Raw genomic sequence first — 17,726 nt, 5'->3', positions numbered from 1 at the left:
GCGGATCACTTTGCTGGTTCTGGCGTTATGACTGCCCAGGGTGTAGGGATGTTGGCCGCCCGGTATCGGTAACGGCTGACCGTCACCGTCTGGGGCTGGAACAACGTCACCTCGTCCTCCGTCGGTCGCCACCCCGGAAGGTAACGGCGCATGAGGACGGCCCACTTCGTTTTGTTGTGCCGCTTACGAATCCACCGCACTACCCGATGCCAGGCGTAATCATCGAGGTAGTGGAAGGTCGCCTTCGACACACCATGACGGAAGTAGACGCACCAACCCCGCAGCACCAAGTTGAGTTGGCGCAGCAGGGCGGCAAGTGTTGGATGCGACGACCTGCGGGTCAGCGCGCGGACCCGCCCGACGATCGAGGCCAGCGCCTTCTTCGACGGGTAGGTGTAGACCACGCGCTTGTCCGTGCCCCGCTTCCGTTTCCGCTGGATGCGGAACCCGAGGAAGTCGAAGCCCTCATCGATGTGACAGACCCTCGTCTTGGCTGCCGACAACCGCAGGCCCATCGGGGCCAACAGTCCGGCCACCACCTCCCGGAGGTCTTCGGCATGCCGCTTCGACCCGGACACCAGAACCACGAAATCGTCCGCGTAGCGAACGATCCGATAGGTGGCCGACCCCTTGCGGCGCGCCACGAACCGCCGATACGAGGTGCCGCTGGCCGCCCATGCCCGGGCGAAATGCTCGTCCAGGACTGACAGGGCGATGTTGGCCAGCAACGGAGACAGGATCCCGCCTTGGGGTGTGCCGGTACTGGTGTTCCTGACCACGCCGTCCTCGCTGAGGACGCCCGCATGCAGGAACGCCTTCACCAGAGCCAGAACACGTTTGTCCCCGACCCGACCACGCACCCGGTCCATCAGGGCCGGGTGGTCGATCATGTCGAAGCACGCCTCGATGTCCCCTTCCAGGACCCACTCATACGAGCGGGACGTGAACTGGTGGATCTCCGCGATCGCATCCTGGGCCCGGCGCCGAGGACGGAAACCGTAGGAACACGGTTGGAAGTCCGCCTCGAAGATCGGCTCCAGTACCAGCTTCAGAGCCGCCTGCACGGTGCGGTCCCGCGCGGTCGGGATACCCAAGCGACGCAGATTCGCGCTGCCCGGCTTGGGGATCATCCGCTCCCGCACGGGCATCGGGTCGAACCGCCGCTCCCTGAGATCTCGCCTCAAGGTGGGCAGGAACCACTCCTCGGCGGCGAACACGGCGTCCGGACGGACACCATCCACCCCCGCCGACCGCTTACCCTTGTTGCCCCTGACCCGCGTCCACGCCACAACGAGAACAGCCGGGTCACACACCAAATTGAACACGTCGTCGAACCGGCGACCAGGACCATCGATCGCCCACTGATGCAGCTTGGTCTGGATCCGCAGTACCCGCGCCTCGGCCTCCTCGACCGTCGGCCACAGCACACCCGTATTCACCGGTGATCTCCTGCCCTTCCGTTCCCATCGCCGCGGACTCGCTGCCGCCCTTCGCCATGTGGCCGGCTTTCCCGACCTCGGACTACTACGACGGCTCCGCCACGCCCCGGCCCGCTCAGCCGACGACGAGCCTGCCCGCACCCGACCTGGACGGCCAGCACGCGGGACCAGCCCGGGACGCTTCCCACGTTCACCACACACCGGTCGACGGGGTCGGTGCCCAGCTTTGCCCCTGCGACATCGCCACGAGTACGCCGCAGCCTTTCCTCGCGGCCTCCCTGCCGGCGTCTTCACCCGGCCCGAAAGTCACCCGCCCTGTCCCGGACATCCGGTCAAGACAGGTGTGCGTCGCGCTCCGGCCCGCATCCGCCAGGTTGGAGCCGGTGTATCTCTTGAGAGGCTTTAACCGCTGGTTCCTCACGTACACCTTTCCGTCTCGCTAGGTGAGCCCGAGCCGTCTGGCAGTGCCGGCCCGTCTCCTCGTTGTCAGGGCTGCTCCCACCCTCCCCGGCGCCTCCCGGATCAGGCTGCCCTCAGCTTCATCGACCTGCTGCGACAGGACGACGGCGGAGGTCTCTCACCTCCACCCGATAGTGCAGCGCCTCGTGGCGCACGAAGACCTCGATCCAGGCCCGCTGCCGCTGCCATCCCAGCCTGCCGCCGGGCAGGGCCCGGATGACGCGGGTCAACCACGAGTACACCCGGGGTGGGGCGGTGGCGTATCTGGCCGCCTACGACGTGCACCGGGCCTGGGTGTTCGGCTCGTGCGCGCCGTCCACGGGGATCGTGCCGTTCATGGCGCTGGTCGAGCAGGTCATGACCCAGGAGCCCTACGCGTCGGCGAAGCGGGTGTTCTGGGTGGTGGACAACGGGTCGTCGCATCGGGGGCAGGCGGCCATCGACCGGTTGGCCCGCCGATTCCCCAACGCGGTCATGGTGCACACCCCGGTGCACGCCTCGTGGTTGAACCAAGTGGAGGTCCACTTCTCGGTGGTGCAGCGCAAGGTGGTGTCTCCCAACGACTTCACCGACCTGGCCGAGGTCGAATACCGCCTGGCCGACTTCGAGGAACGGTACAACGCCACCGCGAGGCCGTTCCGGTGGACGTTCACCCGCGACGACCTGCACGACCTGCTCGCTCGCATCAGCTATCACGAACCACAACAGGCCGCTGCCGGACTCGCGACCGCAGCATGATCACCTACGAGGAACTTCCGAAACCAACCACTAAGCTCTCCGCGCGAGGGGCAGGCGAAGCCTGCCCCCTGAAATGCACCTCGCGGCCATCGTCCAGAGGCTCCACACCAAATCGACCCACCCACCCCGGAAAACCCTCACACCCCGCACTGCATAAAATAGCCCAAGCACCCACGCCGATCCGCCCACCCCAGAAACACCCACAACCACCACAAGCCAAACACCCACCCCCACCACTGCACAGCACATCCCAAACACGCACGCCCAGCACCGCGCCGCGCCGCTCCGCAAAACCCAAACACCCACACGCACACCCACACCCACACCCACCATGGCTTAACACAGCACAACCCCCAAACCCATCACCCCCACTGCCGCGACAGCATCAACGCCGTAGTCCGCAATGCCGGCACCACCCGCTCCAACTGCATCCGCCCCACCCACCCCGACACCGACACCGCCGCAATAGCCTTCCCTTCCGAGTCGATCACCGGGCAGGCAGCACACACCACCCCGTTGGCCGATTCCTCGTATTCGTGCGCCACACCATCGGTCCGCACCCGCCGCAACTCCCGCATCAACACTCCCCGCATCACCACGGTCCGCGCCGTCACCCGCTCCAACGGTCGCGTCAGCACGGCCTCCCGCACGTCCTCCGAAGCGTGCGCCAGCAAGGCCTTCCCCACCGCCGTCGCATGGGCCGGCATCCGCCCCCCGATCCGTGACGGCACGGCCGGCGCAGCCCGACTGGTCAGCTTGTCCAGGTACACGACATCAGGCGCCTCCAGCACGGCCAGGTGCACGGTCTCTCCCGACGCCCGGTGCAGGTCCTCCAGGAACGGCCGCGCGGCGTCCCGCAGCCCCCGCTGCCGAGGCACCAACTGCCCGAGCTCGAACACCCGCAGCCCCAGCCGCAGCCCGCCCTCCCCCGGCTCCAACATGCCCAGCTCTACCAGCTGTCCGGCCAAGCGGTGCGCGGTCGGCTTGGCAACCCCGGCACGACGGGCCAGTTCGGACAGTGTCACGCAGCGGTCGTCGTCCTGACGGAAGGCCGACAGCAGGGAAACCGCCCGGCCCAGCACCGAATTCTGACCGTCGTCTCGCTGAGTGGAACGCATAGCTGGCATCGTGCCACGGCGAACCGCCATGGTCGACCTCGTGACCCCCCAGATCCAGTCCGCCGCCGACCGGCTCCAGGACGCCATCGACACCGGCCGGCCCTGCGCCCCGGTGCGAGACCTGATCGGCGAGCACGACATCGACGCGGCCTACGCGGTGCAGGAGATCCTCGCCGCGACCAGGCTCGACGCCGGCAACAAGATCGTCGGCCGCAAGATCGGCCTCACCTCGGACTCGGTGCGCAGCCAGCTCGGAGTGTCCCGACCGGACTTCGGCTCGCTGTTCTCGGACATGAGCTACGCCACCGGCGAACCGGTCCCGCTGGAACGGCTGCTGCAGCCCCGGGTCGAGGCGGAAATCGCCTTCGTGCTCAAGCAGGACATCGACAACCCGCACGCCTCCGTCACGGATGTCCTGCGCGCCACCGACTTCGTCGTCGCCGCGATCGAGATCGTGGACTCCCGAGTGGACAACTGGGACATCCGCATCGCCGACACGGTGGCGGACAACGCATCCAGCGGCCTCTACACGCTGGGCTGCGCGCCGTTCTCGCTGAACGGCCTGGATCTGGCGCAGGTGGGCATGGTGCTGGAGCACGAGGGCGAGCCCGTGTCGGTGGGCTCCGGCGCGGCCTGCATGGCCAACCCGGTGGTCGCGGTGGCCTGGCTGGCCCGGGAAGTGGCCCGCCGCGGCACGCCGCTCAAGGCGGGCGAGGTGGTGCTGTCGGGCGCCCTCGGACCGATGGTCCCGGTCAAGGCGGCCGGGGTGTACACCGCGCGGCTCGACGGCCTGGGTGAGGTTCAAACCGTGTTCACTGACGACGGAGGTGCGCGATGACCGTGGGTGCGGTCGTGATCGGTTCCGGCAACATCGGCACCGACATGATGTTCAAGATCAAGCGGCTGTCGACCGGACTGCACGTCGCCGCGATGGCCGGCATCGACCCGGATTCCGACGGCTTGGCCCGGGCCAAGCGGCTCGGTGTGGCGACGACGGCGTCCGGTGTGGACGGTCTGCTCGACATGCCGGAGTTCGCCGAGGCACGCATCGTCTTCGACGCCACTTCGGCCGGCGCGCATCGGCACAACGCGGCGGTCGCCGCCGCGCACGGCAAGCTCATGGTGGACCTGACGCCCGCGGCGATCGGCCCGTACGTGGTGCCGCCGGTCAACCTGGACGAGCACCTGGGCCACCGACAACGTCAACATGGTCACCTGCGGGCGGCCAGGCCACGATCCCCATGGTGGCAGCGGTTTCCCGCGTGACGCCGGTGGCGTATGCCGAGATCGTCGCCTCCATCTCCTCCAAGTCGGCCGGTCCCGGCACGCGGGCCAACATCGACGAGTTCACCGAGACGACGTCGGCCGCCATCCAGACGGTCGGCGGCGCGACCAAGGGCAAGGCGGTGATCGTGCTCAACCCGGCCGAGCCGCCGCTGGTCATGCGGGACACGGTGTACTGCCTGATCGAGGGCGGCGATCGGGGCGCGATCGCCGAGTCGGTCGACCGCATGGTCGCCGAGGTGCAGACGTACGTGCCGGGCTACCGCCTCAAGCAGGACGTGCAGTTCGACCCGATCACCGTGCCGCACCTGCCGGCGCTGGGCCGCGGGTTCGACGGCGTGAAGGTGACGGTGTTCCTGGAGGTCACCGGCGCCGGCCACTACCTGCCCGCCTACGCCGGCAACCTCGACATCATGACCTCGGCCGCCCTGCGGACCGGCGAGCGCATCGCCGAACTGCGCGGCTGGCTGACCGAGTCCGCGGTGGGGAGCATCGCATGACCGACATCTATGTCCAGGACGTGACCCTGCGCGACGGTATGCATGCCATGGCGCACAACTACTCCGTCCAGCAGGTGCGGGACATCGTCACCGCGCTGGACGCCGCCGGCGTGGCGGCGATCGAGGTGGCGCACGGCGACGGGCTCGGCGGTTCGAGCGCCAACTACGGGTTCGGCGCGCACACCGACACCGAGTGGATCACCGCAGCGGCGGAGTCGGTGACCGACGCCAAGCTGACCACGCTACTGCTGCCGGGCATCGGCACGATCGAGGATCTCAAGCACGCCAAGGATCTCGGCGTCACCAGCGTCCGCATCGCCACGCACTGCACCGAGGCCGACATCTCCGCGCAGCACATCAGCTGGGCCCGCGAGAACGGCATGGACGTCGCCGGCTTCCTGATGATGAGCCACCTCAACGAGCCGGCGAAGCTGGCCGAGCAGGCCAGACTGATGGAGTCCTACGGCGCGCACTGCGTCTACGTCACGGATTCCGGCGGCCGGCTGACCATGAAGGACGTCGCCGAGCGGGTCGAGGCCTACAACCAGGTGCTCAACCCCGGCACGCAGATCGGCATCCACGCGCACGAGAACCTGTCGCTGTCGGTGGCCAACAGCGTGACCGCCGTCGAGCACGGTGTGTACCGAGTGGACGTTGCCCTGGCCGGCCAGGGCGCCGGGGCCGGCAACTGCCCCGCTGAGGCTTTTGTTGCCGTGGCCGACATTCTGGGCTGGAATCACGGCTGCGACCTGTTCGCGTTGCAGGACGCGGCCGAGGACCTGGTGCGGCCGTTGCAGAACCGGCCGGTCCGGGTCGACCGCGAGACCCTGACCCTGGGCTACGCCGGCGTGTACTCCAGCTTCCTGCTGCACGCCGAGCGGGCCGCGAAGCGGTACGGGATGGACACCCGGGACATCCTGGTGGAGTTGGGCAAGCGCCGCATGGTCGGCGGGCAGGAGGACATGATCGTGGACGTGGCGCTCGACCTGGTCGGGAAGGCGTCGTGACGACGTCGACGGTCCCGCTCGCGGTCCGGCTGCACGACGCCCAGCGCAACGCCGAGGCGACGCCCCAGCTGCCCGAGGGAATCTCCATCGACGAGGCGTACGCCATCCAGCATGCCTTGCTGGACCAGCGTTTCGCGGCCGGGGAACGGCTCGTGGGCACCAAGCTGGGCTTCACCAGCCGGGCCAAGATGGTGCAGATGGGCGTCTCCGACATCATCGTCGGCCAGCTCACCGACGCCATGCGGGTCAACGACGGCGGCGAGGTGCGACTGTCCACTTTGGTGCACCCGCGGGTGGAACCCGAGATCGTGTTCCGCCTCGGGCGGGACGTCGACCCGACGGATCCGTTGGCGGACATCGTGTCTGCGGTGGATGCCGTGGCGCCGGCCGTCGAGGTCATCGACTCGCGGTACCGGGACTTCAAGTTCAACCTGGCCGACGTGATCGCCGACAACACCTCAGGCGGCCTGTTCGCGATCGGCGGCTGGCTGCCGGTCGGGGACGTCGCCAACCGGGCCGTGCGGCTCAGCGTCAACGGCAAGGACGTGCAGTTCGGGTCGACGGCCGCCATCCTCGGGCACCCCCTCCGGGCGTTGCGGCAGCTCGTCGGCATCGCAGCCAAGCAGGGATTCCCGCTGCGGGCCGGGCACGTCATCCTGGCCGGGGCGGCCACCGCCGCCGTGCCGTTCGGGCCGTCGGTCGTCCGGGTCGAGGTGGCCGGGCTGGGCAGCGTCACCGTGCGCGGGGTCGCCTGATCATCACGGTAGGGTGATCCCCTCGACGTCTGGGGGGATCACATGCCGTTGCCTCGTCGCACGCTGCTGCTCGGCGGCCTAGCCGCCACGCTCGCCGGGTGCAGCACCGCCCCGACGACCACGCCGCCGCCGTCGACGACAACCTCGTCGGCGGCACAGGACCCGGATCTGGCTGCGCTGGAACAGAAGTTCGGCGGCCGGCTCGGGTTCTACGCGCTCGACACGGGCAGCGGCCGCAGCGTCGCCCACCGCGCCGACGAGCGGTTCCTGATGTGCTCCACGCACAAGGTGCTGGTCGTCGGCGCGATCCTTCAGTTGCGGCAGCAACAACCCGGGCTGCTGGACCGGGTCATCGCGTACGACAAGTCCAAGGTGCTCTCGTACGCCCCGGTCACCTCGTTGCACACCAGCATGACGGAGCATACTCGTGTCACTTCTATAAAATGGCAGTCGTCTGGGCCCGCTGAACCTCCTCACTGGCCTAACTGTCAATGCGAGGCTGGACACTTTCCAACCCATCGTCCGTTGCCAATGACGCAGACTCCAGTACAGCCTTAGCCACCTAGAGTAAACTCTTTGAAGGCTGAAAGCATTATCAGACGAGGCCCATCCCAGCGTCGCGTACTAGTGTAATTGCAACACGCCCGTATGCGCCTACGTTCAAATGCTGTTACCCGTCGTTTCACAAGGTGTTGAGACGTACTGGAAGCTCAGGATGAGCAAATGAGGGACGCAAACCGGATTGCTGTAAAAACTGCCATCGGTGGTTTCGTACGCAAAAACAAGAGTCGTTACGTTCGTGAGGCATGATGAATAGTGGACCTCGCACGTAATTGCTACACCGCGCCGAAGGACCCCAAATCCACCGCCGGTCGCAAGCTCATCGCCGACGCGACCGGGATCGCGGTGAAGAAGCTGGCGCAGTAGTAGGCGTGCAGGGCCGCGTGAGGGGAACGGGGACGCGGCCCTGCACTGGTCTTTCAGTTGTTCCAGCCGTGGCTCACCAGGGCACTGGAATTGCCCGACCAGGCAGCGCTGCCGGTGTGGTAGCCGAGGTGGTCGTACCAGTGCAGATCACCGTTCGGGCTGACGCCGTACAGGATGCCGTTGCCGCCCGAGAACACGTGGGTGAACTCGGTCCAGCCCTGGCTGACCTGCGCGCCGGAGTTGCCGGTCCAGTCGGACGTGCCTGACTTGTAGCCGGTGTGGTCGTACCACAGCAGCCGGCCGTCGCTCGTGACCGCGTAGATCACACCGTCCGCGCCGCCGACCACCAGGGAGAACTGGTCCCAGCCCTGGCTGACCTGGACGCCGGAGTTGCTTGTCCAGTCGGCGGTCCCGGTCAGGTAGCCGGTGTGGTGGTACCAGTGCAACGTGCCGTCCGACGCGACACCGTAGATGATGCCGTCGCCGAGCGAGAACACCCGGCTGTACTCGTTCCAGCCGTGGCTGACGACGGCGCCGGAGTTGGCGGTCCAGTCTGCGGTCCCGGACAGGTAGCCGGTGTTCTTGTACCAGTGGAGATCACCGTTCGGGCTGATGCCGTACACGATGCCGTTGCCGCCGGAGAAGACCTTGCCGTACTCGTTCCAGCCCTGGCTCACCTGAGCACCGGAGTTGCCGGTCCAATCCTGAGTTCCACTCAGATAACCGGTGTGGTCGTACCACAGCATGCGGCCGTCGGCCTGCGGGTAGTACAGGATGCCTCGCCCCTCGGAGAACGGTGAGCGAGTGGTGCCGCCGCCGGCCGAGATGTCGATGTTGCTGTAGTACGTCCGCAGGATGCGCTGGTAGTCATAGCCGGCCACGGCGCAGGCCTGGGACCCGTTCTGGCTCAGCTTGATGCCGTCGGCGCCCTGGCCGCAACCGGTGCCGCCGGCGGTGGCCCGGTACTGGGCCTCGAAGATCGCGCCGTCGCGGCGCATCGACACACCCCAGGTGGCGTCCACCGCCGCGTCGGTGCTCGGCTTGTGGCTGCCCGCCTTGTACACCTGCGACTGCGTGGTGTCGTAGACGTCGAAGCACTGCCCGCCGGAGCTGCGCGCCCCGGAGTGGTTGGTCCAGTACCAGGCGTACGTCTTGACCGCCATCGCGCCGGCCTGCAACGCCGCCGGCTGCCATCTGGAGATCCACTCGTTGGGCAGCACGTCCTTCACGTACTGCTCGAACGGCACCGTGGAGATGCCACCGCTGCTGAGCAGCACGCGGATCGTGGCCGGCGGGTTCTGGTCGTCGTAGTGCCCGCCGCAGCCGGTCGAGGCCAGCGCGGTGGCCGCGGTGTTCATCGTCAGCGGGATCCCGACAACATTTGTTGTCGACGCGGCGGCGGCCGTGGCCGGGGCGGCCAGCGCGAGAAGGGCCGTGCCCAGAGCGAGGATCCTGCTGCCGGACAAGGCTTTCCTCCCGTTCACGCGAGCCAGCCGTGGCTGACGACGGCGCTGGAGTTCGACGCCCAGGTGACGGCGCCGTTCGCGTAGCCGGTGTGGCTGTACCAGTGCAGATCACCGTTGGGGCTCACCGCGTACAGCACACCGCTGCCGCCGTCGACAACCTGGACGAACTGGTCCCAGCCGTGGCTGACCACCGCGCTGGAGTTGGCCGTCCAGGTCACGGCGCCGTTGGCGAAGCCGGTGTGGTCGTACCACTGAAGGTCGCCGTTCGGGTTGACACCGTAGAGGATGCCGTCGCCGCCGGCGATCACCGACATGAAGTTGTCCCAACCGTGGCTGACCACGACGCCGGAGTTGGACGTCCAGGTCACAGCACCGTTGGCGAAGCCGGTGTGGCTGTACCAGTGCAGATCACCGTTGGGGCTCACCGCGTAGAGCACACCGCTGCCACCGGAGACGACCTGCGTGAATACGTTCCAGCCGTGGCCGACCACCACGCCGGAGTTGGCCGCCCACGTGACGGCGCCGTTGGCGAAGCCCGTGTGGTCGTACCAGTGCAGATCACCGTTGGGGCTGATGGCGTACAGCACACCGTTGCCGCCGGAGACGATCTGGCTGAACTGGTCCCAGCCGTGGCTGACCACGGCGCCGGAGCCCGCGGCCCAGGTCACCGCGCCGTTGGCCGCGCCGGAGTGCTTGTACCACGCCAGATCCCCGTCGGACTGCACGCTGTAGAGCACGCCATCGCCGGCCGCGATCACATTGGTTCGGTCCGCGCCGCCGGCCGCGAAGGCCCGTCCACTGGCGACGATCGGCAGCACGGCGATGAGGGCGGCCAGCAGGAAAGCGCCGGCCGTGGTGAGGCCACGTCTGGCCAAGGCTTTGATAGTCATGATCGTTTCCTCGTCAGTTGTTCCAGCCGTGGCTGACCAAGGCGCTGGAGTTGCCGGTCCAGGCGGGGGTGCCGGCGTGGTAGCCGGTGTGGTCGTACCAGTGCAGGTCGCCGTTCTGGCTGACCGCGTAGAGAATTCCGTTGCCGCCGGAGAAGATGTGCGCGAACGCGTCCCAGCCCTGGCTGACCTGCGCCGCCGAGTTCGCGGTCCAGTCGGGCGTGCCGGACTTGTAGCCGGTATGGTCGTACCAGAGCAGGTGGCCGTCGGCGTCGACGCCGTAGATGATGCCGTCGCTGCCGCCGACGACGTGGCTGAACTCGTCCCAGCCCTGGCTCACCTGGGCGCCGGAATTGCTTGTCCAGTCGGCGGTTCCGGTCAGGTAGCCGGTGTGGTGGTACCAGATCATCCGGCCGTCCTGGGTGATGCCGTACAGGATGCCGTCGCCCTCGGCGAACACCTCGCGGAACTCGTTCCAGCCGTGGCTGACCACCACGCCGGAGTTGGCCGCCCAGTCGGTCGTGCCGGACAGGTAGCCGGTGTTCTTGTACCAGTGGAGATCACCGTTCGGGCTGATCCCGTAGACGACCCCGTTGCCACCCGAGAAGACCGTGCTGTACTCGTTCCAGCCCTGGCTCACCTGAGTCCCGGAGTTGCCGGTCCAATCCTGAGTACCACTCAGATAACCGGTGTGGTCGTACCACAGCAGACGACCGTCGCCCTGCGGGTAGTACAGGATCCCGCGCCCCTCGGAGAAGGCGGAGCGGGTGGAGCCGGTGCCGACGCCGGGCGGCGGGATGTAGCCCTCCACGTACATCTTCATCGTCGACGAGTACGAGCCGACGCCGCCGGCGAAGGCCGGCGTGTTGTGGATGACGTGCGAGGTGCTGGCGAAGTGCGCCTCGGTGCCGGACTGGCCGCCCCAGTCGCCGCTGATCGTCTCGATGGTGCCGTCGCCGTTGACCTTGCTGACCACGGCGACGTGGTGGATGCCGCCACCACCGGCGCTGGTGTCCCCGCGGTTGTTGGAGAACACCACCGCCGCGCCGACCGTCGGCGTGCCGGACAGGATGCCGCGGTTCGCGCCGTACACGTAGAAGCTGCGGGCGGCGGCGGTCAGGCCGTTGAGGTCGGCGACGCCGCTGTTGGCCCACAACCACTTCACGAAGTCGGCGCACCAGTACTCGGGCTGGCCGCCGTTGCCGGGTGCAGCTGCCGTAGAAGCCGTGGCCGCCGCGCTGTTGGTGCCACAGGCCATGCCGCCCACGTTGGCCAGCGCCAGGTTGACCACGTCGGTGGTGGTCGCCGCCTGGGCCGGCAGCGCGGCGATACCGGTCGCGCCGAGGACGACGGCCACCGCCATCCCGGCCGCCCGCACCCATCTCGACAGTCGTCTGGATCCGCTCATACTCCCTCTCCCACGCCGCCCTCGTCGTACTGCGGTGGCCATAGCCTCGGTAGTGACCGGCCCGCGACGCACGCGATTTCGGCCGGTGCCGAAAACGGCAGGTGGCGGTGGCCCGGAACCGCCGTGAGAGCAGTCACGAGGCAGCGCTTCCCCCTCCGAGCGGTGTTGTTCTATCCTTTTCGGGGTTTTGGGGAGCTGAACCGCGGCCCGATGCTGGGGAGCGATCGCCGTGGCCGTCATAGGGGGCTGAATTGACGCTGCGTGTGTTCTTCACCGGCGCGGACCTGGCGCGGACCAGAGTGGCGGCAGGGCCGCTGGCGATGTGGGAACTGGTGCTCAGCCTGCATCAACTGCGCAGCCGGCACGTGGACAGCGACCTGGCCGACTGGCAGGCGGCGACCAGACAGGCGCTGCGGGCGGCCGGGCGACTGCCCCGGCCATTGGCTCGACTGGTGCCACCGCTCGGTTATTTCCCCGATTTCATGACGCCCGATTCGACCGATGTCGACGACGGCATCGAAACGGTGCTCGGCACGCCACGCAAACGACGTCGCGCCGATCTGGAAGCGCTCACGAAATTGGCCACCCTGCCGCCGTGGGCAATCGACATCGCCGATGGCCGTGACGGCGAACTGGATATGCTCGGCGACACCCTGCGCCAGTATCACCGCATGGCCATCGCACCCCGGTGGACCGAGGTCGGCCGGCAGGTGGAGGCCGACCGCGGACTACGGGCCCGCACCGTGCTGGACGGCGGCACCGAGGCGATGCTGGCCGGCTTCCAACCGTTCATGCGCTGGGACGGCGACGCGCTCGTCGCGCCCTACCCGGTGGACCGGGACCTGCACCTGGACGGCCGCGGTGTGCTGCTGGTGCCGTCCTACTTCTGCCGGCGCACGCCGCTGGCGCTGGTCGATCCGAGCCTGCCGCCGGTGCTGGTCTACCCGGCACGGCAGCCGGAGGTGAGCCGGCCGGCCGCGCCCGGGCGGGTGGTCGCGCTGCTGCTACCACACATTGAATTGCCGGTCTACGGGCACCCGGGTTGGGAGTTGCATTTGCGGGACACCCTGTCAGATCGTTCTCGTAGGTTACCAGCGTGCCCGGAGCCAAAGTGATGGCCCGTGGCTACCCGTTATCCAGGAACGAACTGGAACTGTGTAAAGTATGCAGTGGTACAAGTGATGGGCCCACCATAAGGGTACCGCCTCGCAAGTTAGACTAGAACACAGTTGAAACGAGCTGCACGCCCTGACGCCGCTCGGCGCCGCGCTCCTTGACGCGCGTGGTGACAGGAATTTCCTTGGAGCACCGCACTTCTGGCGGTATCCACGCCTCGCACCCGTAGCACGTCCGAGTGGACTTCCCCGTGCGCGGGCACGGGTTGTGGCTTACTGGCAGCATGTCCCTGATGTCTCGGCTTCTTGCCCCGAGTGTGTCCGGAGACCCGGCCGAGCTGGCTGCGGCGGTGTTGGCCGACATGCGATCCGCGCCGTCCGGGGAGCTGGCGGCGCTGCTCGCCGCCGACCGGACGGAAGCGCCGCCGCTGAGCCTGGTTTTCCCCACCGAGCAACCGTCCACGCTGGGCATGTCGGCGGCGCGGCTGCCGCTGCTGCTGGCCGACCGGCCGCGTGAGCCGGCGCCGCTGCCGCCCGAGCCGGCCGTGGACGACGACTCCGACGAGGTGCCGGAGCTGTTCTGCCCCGGACCGGTGCGCGACAACCCGGCGCTCGGCGAGGAGGTCAACGAGCGCATGGTGGAGTGGGCCGGCGAGGTCGGCATCTACGAGGGCCGCCTGGACCACTTGCGCTCCTGCGGCTTCGGCCGGCTGATCATGCTCACCCATCCCGGCACCGACGACGCGGATCGGTTGCTGGCGGCGGCCAAGGTGGTGGTCGCGGAGTGGGCCTCGGACGACTACTACCTGGACGAGGAGGAGATGGGAGCGGATCCGGCCATGGCCGCAGCCCGTTTCGGCGTCCTGTACGGCGTGGTCGATCCGGTGTCGATGCCGCGGCGCTACCGGCACGAGCTGGAGCGCTTCATCAAGGAGGAGCCGATCGCGCTGGCCTTCCGCACCGGCATGGAGCACCTGTCCCAGTACACCTCGGTCGCGCAGATGGCCCGTTTCCAGCACCAGATGGCCATCCTGTTCCAGGCGCTGGACCAGAACGCCAGCTGGCGGCACACCGGGCGGCGGCCCGCGGTGTGGGAGTACTACATGCACCGCTACCACAACAGCTATCTGCCGCCGATGATCCTGGTCGACGCGGTCGCCGGCTACGAGCTGCCCGCGCAGGAGTTCTACCACCCGCGCCTGCGCCGCGCGTTCTGCATGGCCGGCATGGCCTCGGTGCTGCTCAACGACCTGCACTCGATGGACAAGGAAGCCGACGACGACATCAGCCTGCCGATCGCGCTGATGGAGGAGGAAGGCCTGTCCCGGCAGCAGGCGGTCAAGCGCACGGTCGAGATCCACAACGAGCTGATGCACGGCTTCGTGACCGAGTCGGCGGCCATGTACCTGGAGGGAACCCCGATGCTGCAACGGTTCCTGGCCGACACGTGGGCCTGGTGCGGAGGCAGCCGTGAGTGGCACGCCACCAGCCGGCGCTACCACAGCGAAGAGTCCCAGTAGGAAGAGTCCCAGTAGGAATGTCTCATTAGGACGGACGAGGCCCATGCCCCCAGGGGCACGGGCCTCGATTGCCTTTCGGGTCAGGCGATGCGGTCCGCGGCGATCAGCAGGTAGTGGAAGCTGCCCTCCCGGTACGCCTTCAGGAACGGGGCCTCGACGCCGGTGGCCACCGAGGACCGCTCGCGCAGCTCCCAGTACGGAATGGTGTCCGCGGTCAGGTCGATGACGGAGATGGGCACGAGCTTGTTGGCCGCCATGGCCTTGAAGTACTCGCTGCGCGGGTGGATGTTGCACGTGTAGTGCTGGTCGATCTGGCTGACGGCCTTGGAGCGCCCGCCGGTCACGTCGTTGTAGCACCCGGTGATCGTCACGTAGCGGCCGCCGATCTCCAGCTGCCGCGAGTGTTCCGCGAACAGCTGGTGCAGGTCGACGTACATGGTGCTCTCGTTGTTCCAGATGGCCTTGCGGCTGGCGTCGGGGAAGCCGGTGTCGAGCATGTTGCGGAAGTGGTAGCGCACCTTGTCCGAGACACCGCGGCGGCGGGCCTGCTCGTTGGCGAACTCCATCTGGGTCTCGGAGATCGTCACCCCGTCGGCGTAGCAGCCGAAGCGCTGGTTGGCCATGATGCTGCTGCCGCCGCGCCCGCAGCCGGCGTCCAGCACCGCGTCGTCCGGGCCGACGTCCCCGAGGTGGTCGAGCAGCACGTTGGCCTGCGCGGTCTCTAGTCGGTGCATCTCCGCGATCACGGCCTCGTCGGGCCCGTCGAGCACGGCCGGGTCGTAGGCCCCGAGCCCGTAGTGGTGGTGGTAGAGGCCGTCGACGTCACCGAGCCGCAGGTTGACCGGGTCCTTCTCGTTGTTCCAGTAGTCAGCGACGGAACGCTGGTAGTCGCTGCGGAGAACCGGGCGTGCGCGGTGGATTGTCGTCATGCGAGCTCCTTCAACCGTGCGGACGTGCGCCATCGATGAATCGGTGGCAGGAGAGGACATCCCGGCGTCGGGTCTGTGGTCGACGTCTGCGGGGCAGTGCGGTGGCCGGCCGGCCCAGCCGAGGCTAGCACCGGGTTTCCGGGCCTCCACAGTCCCTCAACAGGGTGGTGTGCCGCCGCTCCGGAGTGGGCGCGCGCTGCGTAGAACCCGTTGCTCCGTGCGGGTGATGGCGCGTAACCCGGACGTGCTGGCTTCCATGACCGTTGCCCCGAAAGGGAAAGCCCATGTCCATCGAGGACTGGTCCGATCAGTGTGTTGCCGGGCAAGGGAAATCGCTCTGTCGCACCAATGGAGCAAGGGACGCGACGGAGATGCTCCCATCATCCGACTAACGGCGTCAGTCCCGATCCTCGACGAAGCCGAGCACGACGTCGTCGAGCAGGGTGAGCTCCCGGTCGCGCAGCGGGTGATGGCCCAGCAGCAACGCTTGCACGTACAACAACTCCACCGCACGCCGGACCCGCATGATCAGACCCTGCCGCGCCTGCCGGGCGAGCTCCCGCACGGCCGCGTTGGCGAAGTTCAGGCACAGCTGGGAGGGCGGGCCGGCGGCCACCGGACCGTCCACGGTGGAAGGAGAGCCCAGGAACTGGCGGCGAACCCGGCAGTCCTCGCCGGCGATGAAGGTGGCGTGCATCTGGGTCGGCGCGAACGCCCGCACCTGCACGCCGACGTCGTGCTGCCGGAGAACACTCTCCGCCAGCCGGACCAGGTCGGCCACCTCGGCCCGCTCTCCGTCGGTCAGGTCGGCGAACGAGTCGACGACCTCGGTCGGGTCCAGCTCGGCGATCTTCCGCTCCGGCCGCAGCGCGGCCAGGCGGTCCAGCAGGGCCGAGACGTTGGCCGGGCCGCCGTTGACCACGCAGCGGCCCTGGGCGGCGGCGATCGGCGCCACCTGGCGGAAATCGTCGCAGCGGCGCACGAAACGCAGCTCCCCGAACCGACGGGCGTGCTCCCCCAGCGTCATCCGCCCCAGCGAGGTGTCGACCGGCAGCCAGTCCGCGAACAGCAGCAGGCACTGCTCGTCGTGCACGGCCAGCGCCGAGATGCCGGCGTGGTGCATGGCGACAATGCCGGCCAGCCGCGACGGCCACATCCGGGCCAGGTCGGTGAGGTGGTCCCGAATGCACCGGCCCAGCTGCTCGCGAATCTCGTCCAGGCGGGCGTCCTCGGCGAACCCGTCCCGCGCGGCGTTGGGGCGCAGGTTGTCGGCGTCGATCACACAGCGGACGAAGAACGCCCAGTCCGGCAGCAGGCGGTCGGCCGAGTCGGACAGGAGCATGCGTCGCAGGTAGACGCGGTGGTCCTGGCGCGCGGCGGGGCTCGGCTCGTAGGGCAGCACGAAGGCGAGGCCGCGGACGCCGTCGGCGTGCAGCGGGATCGCGTCCAGGGGATCGAGATCCAGCACTCGACGGGCGTACGAGAGAGCGTTCTCCCGCTGCTGGTCCATGGTCAGCGCCGGCAGTTCCCACGGCGGCGGGTCGTCGTTGACGACGGTCGAGCCGAGCCGGATCGGCAGCGGCAGCAGGCCTCCGTAGCGATGAGTCAGTCGCAGCACGTGGCCGCGGGTGAGGCGGTGTTCGGAGCCCGGCCGGGCGCGGATATGGACCCGCGTCCCTACCGTTGGGAGAGCGCTCTCCACGGGCGTGATGTCGTACGAGCCGTCGGCCCGCCCCTGCCAGCGCAGCGCCCGGGCGTCGGGGTCCTTGGCCGACCGCGTCACCACGGTGATCTCGTCGGCGACCAGGAAGCAGGCCAGCAGGCCGATGCCGAACTGGCCGATGTAGTCCCGGTGGGACGACAGGTCGCCCCGCTTGGAGCTGCGGCCGATGGTGGCCAGCAGCTCCACCAGCTCGGTGCCGGTCAGGCCGATGCCGTTGTCGGTGACGATCACCTCCGGCGGCCCGTCGGCCGGCTCCACCACCTCGATCTCGACGGCGCCGGTGACTCCCGGCTCGAACCGCCGCCGGGCGGCGACCGCGTCCGTCGCGTTCTGGAGCAGCTCGCGGACGTAGACGTCCGGGCTGCGGTAGAGGTGCCGGGACAGCAGGTCGACCAGGCCGCGCAGGTCGACCTGGAAGGTTCCGGGCATGGTGGGGTACGGGGAACGCACG

The 17,726-nt window shown here is 68.3% G+C and carries 14 protein-coding genes and 1 pseudogene; 8 read left to right on the top strand and 7 right to left on the bottom strand.

Annotation, left to right across the window (positions count from 1 at the left end; all coding sequences use genetic code 11):
- Positions 1-5: 5 nt before the first annotated feature.
- Positions 6-1,439, bottom strand: a complete 1,434-nt coding sequence (ltrA, locus tag KUTG_RS44470; protein ID WP_043714528.1) for a group II intron reverse transcriptase/maturase — start codon at positions 1,437-1,439, stop codon at positions 6-8.
- A gap of 675 nt (positions 1,440-2,114) precedes the next feature.
- On the opposite strand from ltrA, the gene KUTG_RS44460 reads away from it, so the two are divergent.
- Positions 2,115-2,636, top strand: a complete 522-nt coding sequence (locus tag KUTG_RS44460; protein WP_232241271.1) for a transposase — start codon at positions 2,115-2,117, stop codon at positions 2,634-2,636.
- 362 nt (positions 2,637-2,998) lie between these two features.
- Here KUTG_RS44460 and KUTG_RS44455 read toward each other — a convergent pair whose 3' ends face one another.
- Positions 2,999-3,754: an IclR family transcriptional regulator gene (locus KUTG_RS44455; RefSeq protein ID WP_043725814.1), complete on the bottom strand. Its 756-nt coding sequence runs from the start codon at positions 3,752-3,754 to the stop codon at positions 2,999-3,001.
- A gap of 40 nt (positions 3,755-3,794) precedes the next feature.
- Here KUTG_RS44455 and KUTG_RS44450 point away from each other — a divergent pair, with 40 nt between their 5' ends.
- The 5 genes and pseudogenes from KUTG_RS44450 (at position 3,795) to KUTG_RS44430 (ending at position 7,858) form a co-directional block, all read left to right on the top strand.
- A complete protein-coding gene (locus tag KUTG_RS44450) occupies positions 3,795-4,592 on the top strand; it encodes a 2-keto-4-pentenoate hydratase (RefSeq protein WP_043732819.1) in 798 nt (265 codons plus the stop codon).
- Positions 4,589-5,538, top strand: a pseudogene (locus KUTG_RS44445) (acetaldehyde dehydrogenase (acetylating)). Before KUTG_RS44450 ends, KUTG_RS44445 begins: the two are co-directional and overlap by 4 nt.
- Positions 5,535-6,545 (top strand): 4-hydroxy-2-oxovalerate aldolase, encoded by a 1,011-nt coding sequence (dmpG, locus tag KUTG_RS44440; RefSeq protein WP_043725810.1) that lies wholly within the window; start codon positions 5,535-5,537, stop codon positions 6,543-6,545. Before KUTG_RS44445 ends, dmpG begins: the two are co-directional and overlap by 4 nt.
- Positions 6,542-7,300 (top strand): 2-keto-4-pentenoate hydratase, encoded by a 759-nt coding sequence (locus KUTG_RS44435; RefSeq protein ID WP_043725808.1) that lies wholly within the window; start codon positions 6,542-6,544, stop codon positions 7,298-7,300. Before dmpG ends, KUTG_RS44435 begins: the two co-directional genes overlap by 4 nt.
- A gap of 42 nt (positions 7,301-7,342) precedes the next feature.
- Entirely contained in the window at positions 7,343-7,858 is a 516-nt protein-coding gene (locus KUTG_RS44430; RefSeq protein ID WP_052396136.1) for a serine hydrolase, read from the top strand.
- A 422-nt stretch (positions 7,859-8,280) separates the two neighbouring features.
- On the opposite strand, the gene KUTG_RS54740 is transcribed toward KUTG_RS44430, so the two are convergent.
- The 3 genes from KUTG_RS54740 to KUTG_RS44415 are packed head-to-tail and all read right to left on the bottom strand — an operon-like array spanning position 8,281 to position 11,988.
- Positions 8,281-9,693, bottom strand: coding sequence for a tachylectin-related carbohydrate-binding protein (locus tag KUTG_RS54740; RefSeq protein WP_052396135.1), 1,413 nt, complete (start codon positions 9,691-9,693; stop codon positions 8,281-8,283).
- 14 nt (positions 9,694-9,707) lie between these two features.
- Complete coding sequence (locus tag KUTG_RS44420; protein ID WP_084580525.1) at positions 9,708-10,583, bottom strand: tachylectin-related carbohydrate-binding protein; 876 nt, start codon at positions 10,581-10,583, stop codon at positions 9,708-9,710.
- Between the two features lie 13 nt (positions 10,584-10,596).
- Positions 10,597-11,988, bottom strand: coding sequence for a tachylectin-related carbohydrate-binding protein (locus KUTG_RS44415; RefSeq protein ID WP_198047526.1), 1,392 nt, complete (start codon positions 11,986-11,988; stop codon positions 10,597-10,599).
- Positions 11,989-12,251: 263 nt separating this feature from the next.
- Here KUTG_RS44415 and KUTG_RS44410 point away from each other — a divergent pair, with 263 nt between their 5' ends.
- On the top strand, positions 12,252-13,103 hold the full coding sequence (locus KUTG_RS44410) for a hypothetical protein (RefSeq protein WP_157495225.1): 852 nt from the start codon (positions 12,252-12,254) through the stop codon (positions 13,101-13,103).
- 293 nt (positions 13,104-13,396) lie between these two features.
- Positions 13,397-14,623 carry a family 2 encapsulin nanocompartment cargo protein terpene cyclase gene (locus KUTG_RS44405; protein WP_052396825.1) on the top strand — a complete coding sequence of 409 codons (1,227 nt, stop codon included), beginning with the start codon at positions 13,397-13,399 and terminating at the stop codon, positions 14,621-14,623.
- An 80-nt stretch (positions 14,624-14,703) separates the two neighbouring features.
- Here KUTG_RS44405 and KUTG_RS44400 read toward each other — a convergent pair whose 3' ends face one another.
- Positions 14,704-15,552 (bottom strand): geranyl diphosphate 2-C-methyltransferase, encoded by an 849-nt coding sequence (locus KUTG_RS44400; protein WP_043725797.1) that lies wholly within the window; start codon positions 15,550-15,552, stop codon positions 14,704-14,706.
- A gap of 397 nt (positions 15,553-15,949) precedes the next feature.
- Positions 15,950-17,725, bottom strand: a complete 1,776-nt coding sequence (locus KUTG_RS44395; protein ID WP_198047525.1) for an HSP90 family protein — start codon at positions 17,723-17,725, stop codon at positions 15,950-15,952.
- Between the last annotated feature and the right edge of the window lies 1 nt (position 17,726).

It is taken from the genome of Kutzneria sp. 744, from assembly GCF_000568255.1.
Taxonomy (GTDB): Bacteria; Actinomycetota; Actinomycetes; order Mycobacteriales; family Pseudonocardiaceae; genus Kutzneria.
The sequence above is the reverse complement of the archived record's forward strand: the minus strand, read 5'-3'. Positions and strand labels throughout refer to the sequence as shown.

What these genes read in the sequence shown, in the direction of transcription:
- KUTG_RS44420 (WP_084580525.1), bottom strand. Translation starts at nt 10,583, where the DNA reads ATGACTATCAAAGCCTTGGCCAGACGTGGCCTCACCACGGCCGGCGCT.
- KUTG_RS44400 (WP_043725797.1), bottom strand. Translation starts at nt 15,552, where the DNA reads ATGACGACAATCCACCGCGCACGCCCGGTTCTCCGCAGCGACTACCAG.
- KUTG_RS44460 (WP_232241271.1), top strand. Translation starts at nt 2,115, where the DNA reads ATGACGCGGGTCAACCACGAGTACACCCGGGGTGGGGCGGTGGCGTAT.
- KUTG_RS44455 (WP_043725814.1), bottom strand. Translation starts at nt 3,754, where the DNA reads ATGCGTTCCACTCAGCGAGACGACGGTCAGAATTCGGTGCTGGGCCGG.
- dmpG (WP_043725810.1), top strand. Translation starts at nt 5,535, where the DNA reads ATGACCGACATCTATGTCCAGGACGTGACCCTGCGCGACGGTATGCAT.
- KUTG_RS44415 (WP_198047526.1), bottom strand. Translation starts at nt 11,988, where the DNA reads ATGAGCGGATCCAGACGACTGTCGAGATGGGTGCGGGCGGCCGGGATG.
- KUTG_RS44405 (WP_052396825.1), top strand. Translation starts at nt 13,397, where the DNA reads ATGTCTCGGCTTCTTGCCCCGAGTGTGTCCGGAGACCCGGCCGAGCTG.
- KUTG_RS44430 (WP_052396136.1), top strand. Translation starts at nt 7,343, where the DNA reads ATGCCGTTGCCTCGTCGCACGCTGCTGCTCGGCGGCCTAGCCGCCACG.